Origin of the sequence: Micromonospora sp. DT46 (assembly GCF_049841735.1) — a bacterium.
GTDB lineage: Bacteria > Actinomycetota > Actinomycetes > Mycobacteriales > Micromonosporaceae > Micromonospora > Micromonospora reichwaldensis.
The window spans coordinates 446,945-460,143 of record NZ_JBNCKW010000006.1; the positions used below are offsets into that span (position 1 = coordinate 446,945).

A 13,199-nucleotide genomic window follows, 5' to 3' on the forward strand; every position below is an offset into this window, starting at 1 on the left:
GCCGTGACCCCGGCCGGAATGGGCCCGCCGATCACGGGTAGGGCTACCGGTGGAGGTGCACATGTCGACGACGCAGCCCGAGGTCACGTTCATCGGCACCGCCACCACGGTGCTGCGGATCGGCGGGTTCACCCTGCTCACCGACCCGAACTTCCTGCACCGGGGCCAACGCGCGTACCTGGGCAAGGGGCTCTGGTCGCGACGGCGCACCGACCCGGCGCTGCGGATCGCCCAACTGCCGTCGCTGGACGCGGTCGTCCTCTCCCACCTGCACGGCGACCACTTCGACCGCGTGGCCCGCCGGGAACTCGACCGGGAGCTGCCCATCGTCACCACTCCCGCCGCCGAGCGGAAGCTGCGCCGCTGGGGCTTCCGGGCCGCCGAGGGGCTGCCCACCTGGAACTCCCGGGAGCTGCGCCGCGACGGCGAGACGCTGCGGCTGACCTCGATGCCGGGCAGGCACGGGCCGGGCGCGCTGGACCTGCTGATGCCCGACGTGATGGGCACGATGATCGACCTGGAACGTGACGGCAGCCGCCGGTTCCGCCTCTACGTCACCGGCGACACGCTCAACCGGCCGATGCTGGCCGAGATCCCCGAGCGGTACCCGGACATCGACGCGATGCTGATCCACCTCGGCGGCACCCGGATCGCCGGCATCCTGCTCACCATGGACGCGCGGCAGGGCGCCGACCTCGTCGAGCTGGTCCGGCCGAAGCTCACCGTGCCGATCCACTACGACGACTATCCGGTGTTCCGCTCGCCGCTGGGCCACTTCGTGGCGGAGGCCCGGCGGCGCGGCCTCGCCGGAACCGTCCGCACCATCGCCCGCGGCGAGACCGTCCCGCTGACCCCGCCGGACTGAGCCGCCGGCCCCCGGCCCATCCGGTCCCGTCGGCGTCTCCTCCCGCGCATCCGGCCCAGGGCCGCCTCCCGCGCATCCGGCCCGTCGGTGCCCCGCGTACGCCGATCGCCGCCTCCCAGCCGGAGCCGGAGGGCGGCGATCGGTCGTGACGTGCGGTCAGACGCGCTCGGAGATGGCCTCGATGAGGTCCCCCACCGGGCGCTCGGGCAGGGAGCGGGCCACGTCGGCGACGGCCACGATGCCGACGAGCTCGTGCCCGTCGATCACCGGCAGCCGGCGCACCTTGTGCTGGCTCATGGTCCGCAGGATCTCCGCCGCGTCGTCGTCGGCGCCGATCGTCACCGCCTCGCCCTGGGCGAGTTCACCGGCGGTGACGCCGCCCGGGTCGCGGCCCTCGGCGAGGACCTTCACCACGATGTCGCGGTCGGTCAGCATTCCCTTGAGCCGGTTGTCGTCCCCGCAGATCGGCAGCGAGCCGACGCCCAGCTGGGCCATCTGCTTGGCGGCCGTCCTGAGGTCGTCCTGCTCACGGATGCAGGTCACGTCGTTCGTCATGATCTCGCGTGCGGTCGGCACTGGCTGACACCTCACTTCCAGGGGGTCGTTGCCGTTTCTCCTACCCCCGTCCTCCCGGCCCATGCGCCCGGGAGAAACCGCCGGCACCGACAGCGTTCGCGCCCGCCGGGAGGCGGCGCCGCCCGACCCGGGTGCCCGCGTCAGGCCGTCGGGTGCCAGGTGGCGGCGGCGCGGCGCAGCCGGTCGTTGACCGCGCGGCCGACGCCCACCTCGGGAACCGGCTCGACCAGGATCTCGCCGACCCCGGCGGCGTCCAGCTCGTGCAGCGCGTCGAACAGCCGCGCGGCGGCCTCCGTCAGGTCGCCGGCGGCGGAGAGCACCTCCACGGCCGCCCAGTCGCCCGCCGGCCGGTCCCGGAAGGCCAGGAAGCCGCGCCGGACCCCGTCGGCCGCCGGCGGCTCGCCGCCCGAGGCCAACCGCAGCGGCGTACGCGGGGCGTAGTGCGCCGCCAGCGTGCCGGGCGCGACGGGCTGACCGGAGCTGCCCGGGCGTACGGTCACCGGGCCGGCCGCCTCCTCCAGCGCCTCCACGGGCAGCGCGCCGAGGCGCAGCACCACCGGCCGCCCGCCCCGGGCGTCCACGATGGTCGACTCGATGCCGCACCGCGTCGGCCCACCGTCGAGCACCACGTCCACGGCGGCACCCAGGCCCCGCACCACGTGCTCCGCCCGCGTCGGGCTGAGCTGGCCGAACCGGTTCGCGCTGGGCGCCGCCACCGGCACCCCGGCCTCGGCGATCAGCGCCCGCGCGTACGCGTTGTCCGGCACGCGGACCGCCATCGTCGCCAGCCCGGAGGTGACGATCGGCGGGATCGCCGCCGGCCGGTCCACGATCAGCGTGAGCGGCCCGGGCCAGAAGCGCTCGGCCAACGCCGTCACCGCCGCCGGCACCGCCCCGACCAGCTTCTCCAGCTCGGCCGCGTCCGCGAGGTGCGTGATCAGCGGATCGAAGCTGGGCCGCGCCTTCGCCTCGAAGATCCGGGCGGCGGCCCGGGCGTCCAACGCGTTCGCGCCGAGCCCGTAGACGGTCTCGGTGGGAAAGGCCACCAACCCGCCGGTACGCAGGACGGAGGCCGCCTCGGCGATGCCGCTGTCGGCCGGGAGCACGCGTGGGGATCCGGTGGTCACGCCTCCGACGCTAACCTGCCGGGGCGGGCGGCTCGTGGGCGGCCGGGCGGAACCGCGGTGCCCTGCGCCGGCCGCGCCCACGCGTGAGCCGACAGGAAGGATCGTGGCGTGTCCAGCGACCGTCTGATGCGTATCCACAGCCCCGAGTTCCAGGCCATGGCCGAGCGGGTCCTGCGGGTCACCGAGCTCACCTCCCGTCTGAACGTCCTGCCCTTCGAGGACGAGGCGGGCAAGGCGAAGCTGTTCGCACAGATCCTCGGCAGGCCGCTGCCGAAGAGAGTCACGATCTATCCACCCTTCTACACCGACCACGGCCTCCGCCTGGACCTCGCGGAACGCGTGTTCGTCAACCAGAACTGCACGTTCCTGGACTACGCCGGCATCCGGCTCGGTCAGGGAGTGATGGTCGGACCGAAGGCCACCTTCATCACCGTCGGCCACCCGGTCGATCCGGAGGAGCGACGGGGCTGGCTCAGCGGAGGGCCCATCGACGTGGCGGAGAACGTGTGGATCGGCGCCGGTGCCACGATCCTCCCCGGCGTCAGCATCGGCCGGGACGCGGTGGTCGCCGCCGGCGCGGTCGTGGCCGAGGACGTACCGCCGGCCAGCCTGGTGACGGGCGGCAAGGCGACCGTGTATCGACAGTGGTGACGCCTGTCCCGGTGCGCGAGGATGACGGGCATGCTTCGTCCCCCTCGGGCTCTCCTGCTGGACTTCGGCGGCGTCCTGGCCGACGCGCCACCCCAACCGCCGGCCCCGCCGGGTCTGGTGCGGCGCCTCGCCGAACTCGTCGACGGCGCCGTACCGGACGAGCAGATCACCCGTGACCTGGGCGAGGGTTCGCGGGCCTACGCCCTGTGGCGCGACGACGTGGGCAGGACGGACGACCCGGTCGAGCTGCCGCACGCCCAGGTGTGGGCCGACTTCGTGACCCGGTCCTGGCCGCAGGAGGCCCGCGCCGCCGTCGAGCGGGAGGCGACCCCGCTGGCGTACGCCTGGACCTGGCGCCGGGAGTGGGCGGTGCGTCCCGGCATCGGCGAGGCCCTGCGGCACGCCGCCGACGCCGGCCTGCCGATGGCGGTCGTCAGCAACACGCTCTGCGGCGCCGCCCACCGGGACTTCCTGGCCGCCGCGGGGCTCTCCGGGCTGTTCGGGGCCGAGTTCTACAGCGACGAGGCCGGGCCCCGGAAGCCGAACCCGGAACTGGCGCTGCTGGCGGCACGCGCCATCACGGTGCCGATCGGCGACTGCTGGTTCGTCGGCGACACCGTGCACCGCGACGTCGTGTGCGCCCGTCGCGCCGGCACGGGCGCCGCGATCCTGATGCGCTCGCCCCGCACCGACCGGGAACCGGCGCTCCCGGGAGTCGAACCGGACGCGCGGATCGAGGACGGCCACGGGCTCCTCGCGCTGCTGCGTGAGCACGCCCGCCCGTGACCGGCGGTACCGCCTGGCAGGCGTGGCACGAGCCGTACGCCGACGTGGACTCCCCGCTGTCACGTCGGCTGCGGCTGGTGCAGCAGCACATCGCGTCGTGGCTCGACAAGCGCTCCGAGGAACGGCTGACGGTGGTCAGCGCCTGCGCGGGGCAGGGCCACGACCTCATCGGCGTCCTCGCCGCACGGCCCGCCTCCCCGCGCATGCACGTGACCCTGCTCGAGTACGACGCCGGCAACGTGGCCGCCGCGCGGGCCGCCGCCGACCGGGCCGGCCTCTCCTACCTCGTAGTCAGGCAGGCGGACGCGGGCCAGCTCTCCTCCTACGCCGGGACGGTTCCGGCCGACCTGGTGCTCATGGTCGGAGTCTTCGGCAACATCCCGGACGCCGACGTGCAGCGGACGGTCGCCGCCCTGCCCCAGCTCTGCGCGGCGGGTGCCACCGTGATCTGGACCCGGGCACGGCGGGCACCGGACCTCACGCCGGCCGTACGGGGGTGGTTTCGCGACGCCGGCTTCGTGGAGGAGGCGTTCCACGCTCCGGCCGACGTGCGGTTCTCCGTCGGCGTCCACCGGTTCGAGGGCACACCGCGACCTCTGGACGCCACGGGAACGCTCTTCACCTTCCTGCGCTGACCGGTGATGCTGTCGCGAGCGTCAGGAACGAGATCAACCAAGGAAAGTGCTGGTGGAGCCCAGGGGACTCGAACCCCTAATGCCGTAGGCCAGGCGGAGATCGTCTGCAAACGGGCAGATCTGGCCCCTGATCAGGGCTGGAGCCCTCAGCACCTCTCGACGTTTTACAGGCGTTTCCGGGCTCAGTTGTGCCGGATCTGTGCCCGATGATCATGCCAGAGCATCGAACTTGATAAAGGCCGCTCAAGATCACTAGAGTGCCTGACGTGAAGCGGGAAGCCCTCTCGAAACGCTGGCCCTGGGTTCTCCTGCCCCTCGTCGTCATGGCGTGCACAGGTGCGCTCGGGCCTGTGTCGAAGTCGGCGAGGGCCTGATGCCAAGGCAATCCGGCCTCGCTGACCACACTCCGGCAAGATCAACATCTAGTCTTTCGTCATGACGGTGGGCGATGGAGTCATCGATTTGGATCTGTCTGGCGTTCAGCTTGGTGGCTCGGACGAGGGCCGCTCCGCCGGAGCGAGGCCTAGGCGGAAGGGTGCTGCCTACCTGATCGTTGCCTTGGTAGTCGGCATGGCGCTCGGCAGCGTCGGCGGCGCCGAAGTGCGAAGCTCTCGCGAGGAACGGACCAAGGCCAGCGTCGTCACACTGGTGGCCTTGCCAGGCTCGTCCAACAATTGGAGGGGTTCGAACGGCGTTGAGACCGTGCGACTCGACGCGCAGCTGGTGCTGGTCAACGCCGGTCCGGCGCCCATCACAGTGCAGGTAGAAGAGGCACGCAGACCAGGCGTCCTGTTACGCGGCACAGGCCAGTCCCGGCTGGTCCGCCCGGGTGGAATGGGCTGGATCGACGTCGAGGTCACGCTCAAGTGCGCAACCGCGTTCACATCGGAGCCGCTGCATGTCAGCTTCTCCGTACAGACAGTCGACCACCGGATCCGACGGACAAGCTATCCCCTCGCTCTTCAGGGCGGCCCATGGCAGCGAGCGTGTGAGCCCCCACCCCATATGGTGTCGAATCCGATCACAGCCACTCGTTGACGGCCGCGAGGTGGATGGTGGCTTCGTAGCGCACGTGCGAGCTTGTCGAAGCGGGTGGCCACGGCCCGGTTGCGCTTGAGGCGGTTGATACCGCACTGCACGGCGTGACGTTGCTGGTAGACGTGCGGGTCGAAGGCTGGTGGCCGGCCGCCGTTGGATTCCTTGGCCCGCCGGTGGGCGTCCTGGTCGGCCTTGCTCGGTATGGTCGCGGCGATGCCCCGCCGACGCAGGTAGGCCCGGTTCGTTCGTCGGCGGCCTGCTCAGTGCGGCTTGACGAACGTGCCCTTCCCGGGCACGACGTAGACCAGGTCCTCAGCGACCAACACCCGGACCGTGTGCAGGATGGTGCCGCGCGCCAGGCCGTACTCCTGTTGAAGTCGGGCCACGCTCGGGATCGGTCGGTTGGGCGGCAGGTCTCCGCGCTCGATCTGCTCGCGCAGGATCGTCGCCAACTGCTGGTAGACCGGCACCGGCCCTTCGGGGTCGATCACGTCTCGACAGTATTTGGGCAGGGACGGCACTGGTCAGGCTTGGTAGACCATGGACCACCATGAACCGGCTGGGATATGGTGCGGTTACCCGCTGTGCTGGTCGTAGAGGATCCGAACTCGCCCCGGTGCGGCGGCATCCCTGCCCGGCCGGGGCTCCTCCGACTCGGTCGGGCAGGGCAACCTTCGAGCAGGAAGGGCCTTGATGCCTGCCGAACAGCACGGCCGCACGTGGGCCAAGCCGCAACCTCGCTCGCCCAAGCCTGGTGATGAGCTGTGGATCGACCGGGAAGCGTCGGTGCAGTTCGCACGACAGCCGCGGTTCATGTTCCGGGTGATCTCGGTGTGCCCGAAGCCGACATATCCGGGCTGGGTGTGGCTGACGGGCTACCAACTCGATGAGCGGGGCAACGCTGTCGACAAGCGGGAGATCTTCGTCCGGCTGGCCGGCCTGCACTCTGCCCGTCGATCTGATGGGCGCCTGGGGTCGGAGTCGGCTTTCGTGTCACGGTCCGGCACCCAGCGGACACCGCCACAGCGGCGCTCTTGACCTAAAACGGGACCAGCCGCGGAGTCGGCTCCTGGCCGATCGCCTCGACCCCGGCGGCTACCCACCCCCTTCCAGGCGAAGGTTTTGACCTGACCCGGACTCGGTCGCGGCCGGCACGGGGGGTCATGTGCTCGGCACCCGCGACGCTGCCCCCATGCTTGGGGCTTGCCGGTCCTGCCCTGCGGGTCATTCTCGGTGCTCAGTCCCCGGCGGCGGCCCGTTCTGACGCCGGGGTACACGAGGGTTAGCCCGGTCGGCCGGGGGAGCTGCACTGAGGCTGTCAAGGGCTTCCTCTGATACGCCGTGCGCCGGGGCGTGACCGGCCGCCAGGCCGCACGCGCGCCCCGGCGCGAACACGGCGGCGGGCCGCAGGCCCGCCCTTGACCAAGTAAAGAAAGTCTGAACACGCTGCGCTCCAACCATGCACGGAGCTACGAGGCCGCCGACCGTCCGTCTACGATCTTGCGAATGGCCATCTCCGAGTACGTGGCGAACCTTCGCAGGCACGTGGGCAAGGATCTGCTCATGCTGCCGAGCGCGTGTGCCGTCGTCGTTGACGACAGCGGACGCGTTCTCCTAGGCTGCCGCGCCGATACTGGAAAATGGGCCTTGCCAGCGGGAGCAATCGACCCGGGCGAACAGCCAGCAGATGCGGCGGTGCGCGAGGTGTACGAAGAGACCGGAGTGCGCATCGCCGTTGAACGCCTTGCTGGGGTGATGCTTCGCGAGGTCGCTTATCCCCACGGCGACCTCTGCCAGTACCTGACAGTGTGGTTCCGCTGCAGGGCGACCGGTGGTCACGCTGTGGTCAATGACGAAGAATCCTCAGCCGTTGCGTGGTATAGCCTTGAAGATTTGCCGAACCTCGACGCGGTAGACCGATTCCGCATCGACACTGCTCTCGATGATGACGCGCCGACATGGTTTGCCGCACCGGGGCGAACGTACGACTGGCTACCAGCTCGATTCTGATCTCGGCAGGCACAGCCCGTACTTGTTAGTCAGGCACCCGCTCATCGGCTACGAGCGGTTGCGGCGCCGCGGTCGCCGTCCCTCCAGACCGCTGGTCGGTCAGCCTTGACGTGATCACGTACCGGCATCATGTGAGGCCGATGCGTCAAGTATGGTCCGAGACCAGGCATCATACGATCCCGCCATTTAGAAACGTGATGGCCAATGCGTTACGGCCGATCTTGCATACACCGCTCGATGGCATTAGCCGCTTCGTGAACTGACACGGCCTCAGTGTCGATTCGCATATCTGCGACCGGCAGGCGAAGCGTTTGCTCGACAACCGTGAGACGTTGGCTCTCGTCCCCGGTGCCCCGTGACTGGATGCGCTTAGCGAGTACGGCCGGACGGGCGTGTAGCTCGACTACAGTCCAGTTCGCTTCGGTGCCATCCGCTACAGCTCCAAGCGCCTCGATTTGGCCAAGGTGCACAACTGGCACCCGACCTGACTCCCATAACTGCTCAAGCCCGAAGCGGTCAACGAAGTATGTTGCGCCGTATCGAGCGTTCTCCCATAAGATTGCCCCCCGCGTTTGCCGCAGGGCATCTACTTGATCTGGCCTGATCATCCGATATCCGCGCGTCCTTCCGGGGCCGCACTTCAACCGCTTGAAGTGCTCAAACTGAGGATATCGGGCGACTAGTTCAGCGGTGATTGTGTCCTTTCCGCTTGCAGGAGCACCGTAGAGGATTAGGCCCCTTCTCATTGTTCAACCATTTTGTCGAGCAGGTCTTTAGCCTGCTCCTGAAGTGGTCTTGCGCCAGCGGAATTGTCGAGTCGGACATGCGCCGACTTTGGTGCGAACTTGAAGTCAAGCTGATCTAGATAATCGGTCCAGTTGGCAAGCTTGTGGTCATCTCGTGCGGCGCCGCGACGACGAATGTAGGTGTGCATGGTGATGGCGTCGCAGTAGACCCAGACGACTTGAAGGCTCCCGTTGTGTGCTGCCACGGTCGCCGCGAGTCGGTCGCACCATGCCTCGTCGCTCAGCTCCCTCACGAAAGGCGCGGTCACGACTACAGACGCTCCGCACTGCAAGTTCTCGGCCAGGGCCGCCATCAAGGCTTCGTACTCGGCGGGTCGAATGACTGTTAGATATGTCTCCGACTCCCGGTCATGGGGCGAGTGCCCCAAGCGTTCCAACGCAGCCTCAACCACGGGACGGGTTGTTGTGTCTTTGTCGAGAATTGCCCAGCCTGTTTGGCAGGCGATGATGCGGCCAAGCTCCGTCTTCCCTGAGCCTGGATACCCTCCAACGAGGATCACGCGGGGGCCTCGCTGGTTCGTCGCTCCTGCGGGGTTGTGAACGATCCTGCTTGACCGTGCTCGGTTGACCACAAGCCCCTCTTCGGCCAGCATCGCCATCGCTCGATTGATCGTGGCGACGCTCGTACCCCAGGACTGGGCGAGGCTCCTGGTGCCGGGCAGTTGCCGACCGTGCGCCAGCCTTCCGGCTTGGATGTCGTTCCGGATGGCCTGTGCGATGACGAGCGCGGACGTCCCTCGCTGTAGCTCCTCGCGTGGGCCTGGGTCAGTGCTCATCGGGGCTCCTTCTCTCGGCGGGCTGAGGACCGTGAGGGCGTCTGAGTCGACCCCCGCGCCGGTGTCCTCGCAGGTCAGCGGGCAACTTTCGTGAAACTGAGTGTATCTGTTGACTCACTCTGAATCAAACTGTTAGCCTCTGCTCCAAGCTGATCCGCTCTGTTACATCGGACAGCAAGTAGGTATCCGGGCCAACGTGCCCACCAGGCGCAGGAGCGACACCCGCGCGACAAAACAAAGGAGAGCGGCGAGATGCGGAACATCCCGGTGAACCTGGCTGGCTTCAAGCTGCGGGTGGTGGAGGAGGCGTCGATCAAGACGGACCAGGAGGGCAGGGTGAAGACCGCCTACGGGACCGATGACCCGCTGTACGTCGTGGGCGTGTTCGCCAAGCCGCTGGCAACGGAGGACGGCTACCGGGGCAAGGGTGAGGAACTGAAGGTGACTCTTTCGATCGCCCCGGAGGGGATCGAGGAGGGCGACCTGGTCGAGCTGGTTGGGCCGACGGTGTCGCACTGGGAGAACGAGGGCCGGTCGGGTCTGTCGTGGAAGGCGCAGGCTCTCAAGCCGGTCGGCGCGTAAGAGTCTTTGGCCCCGCCCCTTTCTGGTGGGTGACCCGTTCGAGTCGGGTCGGGGCACTTTGTCAAGGCAATGCGGTCCGACCGCGGACTTCACTCTTGACTGCTCGTTCATTGATAATTGCACAGTGGATAGAACCTTGCCTAAAGCAGACCCATTGTTGCTATCTAGCTTTTCGATGCATGGAAAGGGGGTTGTCATGTCGGACTTCGAATTGATTCTTATCGGCTTGCTGTTGCTGTCGGTTTCTCTGAACGTCGGTCTTATTCGTCGTGAGGGACGTCGGTTGCGGCGGGTGTGGCGTCTGTCCGGTCGGGAGTAGTCGCCGGTCGGTGGCTTCTATCCGTCCCTTGGAGCGCTTCTCCGGGGACGGGTGGTGCCCACCGATGGTGGTGCGGAGACCGGAAGGAGAGGCATGGATTTGGTGCCGGAGATCGTGAAGTCGTTGACCGGCAGGTCTCGGTATGAGGCGCTGATGGGCAACGTCCAAGGGCTGTCGATGCTGCTGGACGGCGCAAAGAGCCTGATCAAGGGGTGCGAGCCTCCCCCGGGAACGCTGTACCAGTTCGCGGCCCGGGTGGAGGAGCTGGAAGACGCGCACAAGCAGGCGGCAGAGGCGCTGAGGGCGTTCCACACGCGAGTGAAGACGTACGAAGCGGATTTGGTCGCCAAGCCCTGGAAGGTGAGTTGATGTCGTACCAGATTAGCGACACCTACGACGGTATCGACAAGGCCATGCGGCTGATGCGCTCTTCGATGAAGGGAATGCCGGAACGGTATCGGTACATGCGGCACTACGACGATCTCCGTCGGGCGGTCGCGGTGTTGCTGGTGCTACTCGAAGAGGCCGCGCCGTGGATGGACGAGACGCGGGAGGCAAAGGAGTCCACGACGCGCGCGAAGCAGATGCTCGCGGCGGTGCGCTAACGAAAATTGCTCAATGGAAAGGCCCGGATTGGCAATCCGATCCGGGCCTTTCCTCTACCCAAAAACAATTGCAATCGAAGTACTGATGAAGGTAGGTGCGGGAGATGGGTAAGCGTACTCAGGGGTGGGAATGGAAGGTCGCGGGTTGGGCGGCGCGGCACCCGGGTTTCGTGGCTGCTCCGGCGGCGGTGGCTGCCAGCGTGGCGCAGCTCGGGCCGGTGACCACGGGTGGCGTGGCGGCGGGTGCGCTCGCGGCGGGTGTGGGCTGGTACCGGGGTCACCCGGACTCCTGGTCGGCGCTCGCGGCTCCGAAGCTGCGGGCGATACGTCGGCGGTGGCTGTCGCGGACGTACCTCGGTCCGTGGTGGAGCCGGGTAACCGAGGAATGCGGCTTGGTCACGGTGAACCGGCGAACGGGAGCCGTCAACGTTCCTCGGATCATCCGCATCCGTAGTCACTCGCCGTCGACGGAGACGGTGTACGTGCGGCTTCTCCTCGGGCAGACCATGAAGGTGTGGGAGGAGGCGGCCGAAGCCCTGGCGGTCGGGTTGAACGCGGAACGGGTGGGCGTCGAGCGGGTCCGCTCGCAGGTTATCGCCCTGGTCGTGCAGCGGTCCGAGCCGTTCGCTGAGGTGATCGTCCCGCCGGACATCCCGGCTGACGCCGACGCGGTGAGCCTGGCGAACGTGTACCTGGGCGAGACCGAGCACGGTACCGACTGGATCGCTCCGCTGATCGGGCAACACTGGCTCGTCACCGGCGCCACCGGGTCGGGCAAGAACTCGGTCACCTGGATGGCGGCGCGGGCGTGTGCACCGCTGATCCGTGACGGCCTGGTGCGGGTACACGTGGTCAACCCCAAGGGCACGGAACTCAACGCCCTGCGGCCGGTGTCGCACCGCTACGCCGAGACTGACGGCGACATCGTGGAGGTCATCCAGGAGTACTGGGCCACCATGCAGGCCCGCAAGAAGACCTTGGCGGAGCAGGGCCGGCGCACGTTCGAGCTATCCCGCGAAACCCCGCTGGATCTGCTGGTGATCGATGAGCTGGGGGCGGTGACCGGCTACGGCGACCGGTCACTCACCAAGGGCGTCCAGGCGGTGTTGCCGCTGATCCTGTCGCAGGCTCGCGCCCTGGGCGGCAGCGTCATCGGCGCGCTTCAAGAGCCCACCAAGGACGTGATCCCTCAGCGTGACCTGTTCAGTCTGCGGGTGTGCCTGCGGGCCACGTCGGCCGGACACGTCGACATGGTGCTCGGAGACGACATGCGACGCCGGGGCGCTCTCGCCGACGAGATCCCGAACGTGCCGGAGTCGGCCGGTATCGGCTTCGTGGTCAAGCAGCGTTCACGGACCCCGATGCGGGTGCGGGCGGCCTACTGCGACGACTCCGACATCCGCGAGCTGGTGCGGGTCGCCGGCTGGCCCCACACCGAACTCGCCGCGGCGGGCCGGTGATCGCGGTGAACAACCCCGACACCGACAAGCCACGTCCCGCGAAGCAGCCCCGCCCGGTCCGCAAGCTGAGCAAGCGTCTCGACGTTGCCCGGCAGCTTCACGACCTGGAGCAGGATTCCGCGCTGGACATCGTGGAAATCGAGCGGCTGAGGGTGAGCGTGACTCGCTGCCTGTGGCTGTTCCTGGCCGTCGGGTCGGTGTTCACCACCACCGGCGTTCAGGACTTCCTAGCCGGTCACCTCACCCCGGCTGACCCGGTGTGGTGGGGCTGCTGGGGAGTCGAGCCGTGCCTTGTCGGGATCCTCATCACGATCCTGCGATGGGAAGCCGCGATGATCGCCCGAGAGATCGAGATCGACTCTAAGGCGGTCGACTGGCTGAAGCGGTTCCTGCTCGGCTCCACGCTCGTCATGAACGTCGTGCCGGCGATCATGCCTCGTGAGGGCGGGATCAGCGCGGGAATGCTGGCCGCGCACTTCATGGTGCCGATTCTCGTGTTCTTCCTGGCCGAGGTCATGCCGATCGTGCAGGCACGCTGCACCCAAGCACGACGGGCCATCACCCTTCCCACGAACACGCCGGCCCCGGCCCCTGCCCCTGCCTCGGCTCCGGTGACCGTGTTGGCCGCCGTCGCGGAACCCGTCACCCCGGCATCGGTCCCGGTCGCGGCGCCCGCTCCGGTTGAGGTTCCGGCCTCGATCCCGGTTCCCCGGGTGGAGCAGGTCAGTGATGCCGCTGTGGAGCCTCCGGCCCTGGACGGGTTGGGGATTCCGGTCGGGATGCAAGCCCAGATCCGGCGACTGGTCGCGGACCTGGATCGACCGGTGACCGCCGTCGACATCCAACAGGCCACCCGGCTACCGGCGTCGATCGCGTCAAAGGTCGCTGACCGGTTCGTCCCGGCCGCGGCCAACGGCTACACGCACTGATTTCCATACCTTCTCGCTCGCTCTGGCCTGCCGT

General features: G+C 68.3%; 15 protein-coding genes and 2 pseudogenes. 12 read left to right on the forward strand and 5 right to left on the reverse strand.

Annotation, left to right across the window (positions count from 1 at the left end):
* Positions 1-61 precede the first annotated feature (61 nt).
* Positions 62-865 carry an MBL fold metallo-hydrolase gene (locus tag ACLQ20_RS19250; RefSeq protein WP_151452771.1) on the forward strand — a complete coding sequence of 268 codons (804 nt, stop codon included), beginning with the start codon at positions 62-64 and terminating at the stop codon, positions 863-865.
* Positions 866-1,021: 156 nt separating this feature from the next.
* Here ACLQ20_RS19250 and ACLQ20_RS19255 read toward each other — a convergent pair whose 3' ends face one another.
* Together ACLQ20_RS19255 and ACLQ20_RS19260 are read right to left on the reverse strand one after the other, a co-directional pair.
* Complete coding sequence (locus tag ACLQ20_RS19255) at positions 1,022-1,441, reverse strand: CBS domain-containing protein (protein ID WP_425857033.1); 420 nt, start codon at positions 1,439-1,441, stop codon at positions 1,022-1,024.
* A 140-nt stretch (positions 1,442-1,581) separates the two neighbouring features.
* The gene (locus tag ACLQ20_RS19260; protein WP_151452769.1) at positions 1,582-2,568 is read right to left on the reverse strand and encodes an L-threonylcarbamoyladenylate synthase; all 987 of its coding nucleotides are present in this window, start codon (positions 2,566-2,568) and stop codon (positions 1,582-1,584) included.
* A gap of 108 nt (positions 2,569-2,676) precedes the next feature.
* Here ACLQ20_RS19260 and ACLQ20_RS19265 point away from each other — a divergent pair, with 108 nt between their 5' ends.
* The 4 genes from ACLQ20_RS19265 to ACLQ20_RS19280 all read left to right on the forward strand — a co-directional run bounded on the left by ACLQ20_RS19265 (position 2,677) and on the right by ACLQ20_RS19280 (position 5,678).
* On the forward strand, positions 2,677-3,219 hold the full coding sequence (locus ACLQ20_RS19265; RefSeq protein WP_151452768.1) for a DapH/DapD/GlmU-related protein: 543 nt from the start codon (positions 2,677-2,679) through the stop codon (positions 3,217-3,219).
* Positions 3,220-3,249: 30 nt separating this feature from the next.
* A complete protein-coding gene (locus ACLQ20_RS19270) occupies positions 3,250-4,005 on the forward strand; it encodes an HAD family hydrolase (protein ID WP_192581254.1) in 756 nt (251 codons plus the stop codon).
* Positions 4,002-4,640, forward strand: a complete 639-nt coding sequence (locus ACLQ20_RS19275; RefSeq protein WP_425857037.1) for an SAM-dependent methyltransferase — start codon at positions 4,002-4,004, stop codon at positions 4,638-4,640. Before ACLQ20_RS19270 ends, ACLQ20_RS19275 begins: the two co-directional genes overlap by 4 nt.
* Positions 4,641-5,075: 435 nt before the next feature.
* The gene (locus ACLQ20_RS19280) at positions 5,076-5,678 is read left to right on the forward strand and encodes a hypothetical protein (protein WP_425857040.1); all 603 of its coding nucleotides are present in this window, start codon (positions 5,076-5,078) and stop codon (positions 5,676-5,678) included.
* Here ACLQ20_RS19280 and ACLQ20_RS19285 read toward each other — a convergent pair.
* Together ACLQ20_RS19285 and ACLQ20_RS19290 are read right to left on the reverse strand one after the other, a co-directional pair.
* A pseudogene (locus tag ACLQ20_RS19285) lies at positions 5,662-5,926 on the reverse strand (IS5 family transposase); the annotation flags it as partial. The gene ACLQ20_RS19280 and the pseudogene ACLQ20_RS19285 sit on opposite strands and share 17 nt — an antisense overlap.
* A gap of 12 nt (positions 5,927-5,938) precedes the next feature.
* Positions 5,939-6,169: a GntR family transcriptional regulator gene (locus ACLQ20_RS19290; protein WP_425857043.1), complete on the reverse strand. Its 231-nt coding sequence runs from the start codon at positions 6,167-6,169 to the stop codon at positions 5,939-5,941.
* Positions 6,170-6,371: 202 nt separating this feature from the next.
* On the opposite strand from ACLQ20_RS19290, the pseudogene ACLQ20_RS19295 reads away from it, so the two are divergent.
* Together ACLQ20_RS19295 and ACLQ20_RS19300 are read left to right on the forward strand one after the other, a co-directional pair.
* Positions 6,372-6,656 (forward strand): annotated as a pseudogene (locus ACLQ20_RS19295) (hypothetical protein); the annotation flags it as partial.
* Between the two features lie 528 nt (positions 6,657-7,184).
* Positions 7,185-7,688 (forward strand): NUDIX hydrolase, encoded by a 504-nt coding sequence (locus ACLQ20_RS19300; protein WP_425857046.1) that lies wholly within the window; start codon positions 7,185-7,187, stop codon positions 7,686-7,688.
* Between the two features lie 742 nt (positions 7,689-8,430).
* Here the strand turns inward: ACLQ20_RS19300 and ACLQ20_RS19305 are convergent.
* The gene (locus tag ACLQ20_RS19305; protein ID WP_425857048.1) at positions 8,431-9,270 is read right to left on the reverse strand and encodes a GntR family transcriptional regulator; all 840 of its coding nucleotides are present in this window, start codon (positions 9,268-9,270) and stop codon (positions 8,431-8,433) included.
* Positions 9,271-9,522: 252 nt separating this feature from the next.
* Here ACLQ20_RS19305 and ACLQ20_RS19310 point away from each other — a divergent pair, with 252 nt between their 5' ends.
* From ACLQ20_RS19310 to ACLQ20_RS19330, 5 genes are all read left to right on the forward strand, one after another.
* Positions 9,523-9,852, forward strand: a complete 330-nt coding sequence (locus ACLQ20_RS19310) for a hypothetical protein (RefSeq protein ID WP_425857052.1) — start codon at positions 9,523-9,525, stop codon at positions 9,850-9,852.
* 412 nt (positions 9,853-10,264) lie between these two features.
* The gene (locus tag ACLQ20_RS19315; RefSeq protein ID WP_358167583.1) at positions 10,265-10,540 is read left to right on the forward strand and encodes a hypothetical protein; all 276 of its coding nucleotides are present in this window, start codon (positions 10,265-10,267) and stop codon (positions 10,538-10,540) included.
* A complete protein-coding gene (locus ACLQ20_RS19320) occupies positions 10,540-10,776 on the forward strand; it encodes a hypothetical protein (RefSeq protein WP_425857055.1) in 237 nt (78 codons plus the stop codon). The genes ACLQ20_RS19315 and ACLQ20_RS19320 overlap by 1 nt, the downstream gene beginning before the upstream one ends.
* Before the next feature lie 104 nt (positions 10,777-10,880).
* Positions 10,881-12,236 (forward strand): ATP-binding protein, encoded by a 1,356-nt coding sequence (locus ACLQ20_RS19325; RefSeq protein WP_425857058.1) that lies wholly within the window; start codon positions 10,881-10,883, stop codon positions 12,234-12,236.
* Between the two features lie 5 nt (positions 12,237-12,241).
* Entirely contained in the window at positions 12,242-13,165 is a 924-nt protein-coding gene (locus ACLQ20_RS19330) for a hypothetical protein (protein WP_425857061.1), read from the forward strand.
* Positions 13,166-13,199 lie beyond the last annotated feature (34 nt).

What these genes read in the sequence shown, in the direction of transcription:
- ACLQ20_RS19250 (WP_151452771.1), top strand. Translation starts at nt 62, where the DNA reads ATGTCGACGACGCAGCCCGAGGTCACGTTCATCGGCACCGCCACCACG.
- ACLQ20_RS19270 (WP_192581254.1), top strand. Translation starts at nt 3,250, where the DNA reads ATGCTTCGTCCCCCTCGGGCTCTCCTGCTGGACTTCGGCGGCGTCCTG.
- ACLQ20_RS19280 (WP_425857040.1), top strand. Translation starts at nt 5,076, where the DNA reads ATGACGGTGGGCGATGGAGTCATCGATTTGGATCTGTCTGGCGTTCAG.
- ACLQ20_RS19300 (WP_425857046.1), top strand. Translation starts at nt 7,185, where the DNA reads ATGGCCATCTCCGAGTACGTGGCGAACCTTCGCAGGCACGTGGGCAAG.
- ACLQ20_RS19305 (WP_425857048.1), bottom strand. Translation starts at nt 9,270, where the DNA reads ATGAGCACTGACCCAGGCCCACGCGAGGAGCTACAGCGAGGGACGTCC.
- ACLQ20_RS19310 (WP_425857052.1), top strand. Translation starts at nt 9,523, where the DNA reads ATGCGGAACATCCCGGTGAACCTGGCTGGCTTCAAGCTGCGGGTGGTG.
- ACLQ20_RS19315 (WP_358167583.1), top strand. Translation starts at nt 10,265, where the DNA reads ATGGATTTGGTGCCGGAGATCGTGAAGTCGTTGACCGGCAGGTCTCGG.
- ACLQ20_RS19320 (WP_425857055.1), top strand. Translation starts at nt 10,540, where the DNA reads ATGTCGTACCAGATTAGCGACACCTACGACGGTATCGACAAGGCCATG.
- ACLQ20_RS19325 (WP_425857058.1), top strand. Translation starts at nt 10,881, where the DNA reads ATGGGTAAGCGTACTCAGGGGTGGGAATGGAAGGTCGCGGGTTGGGCG.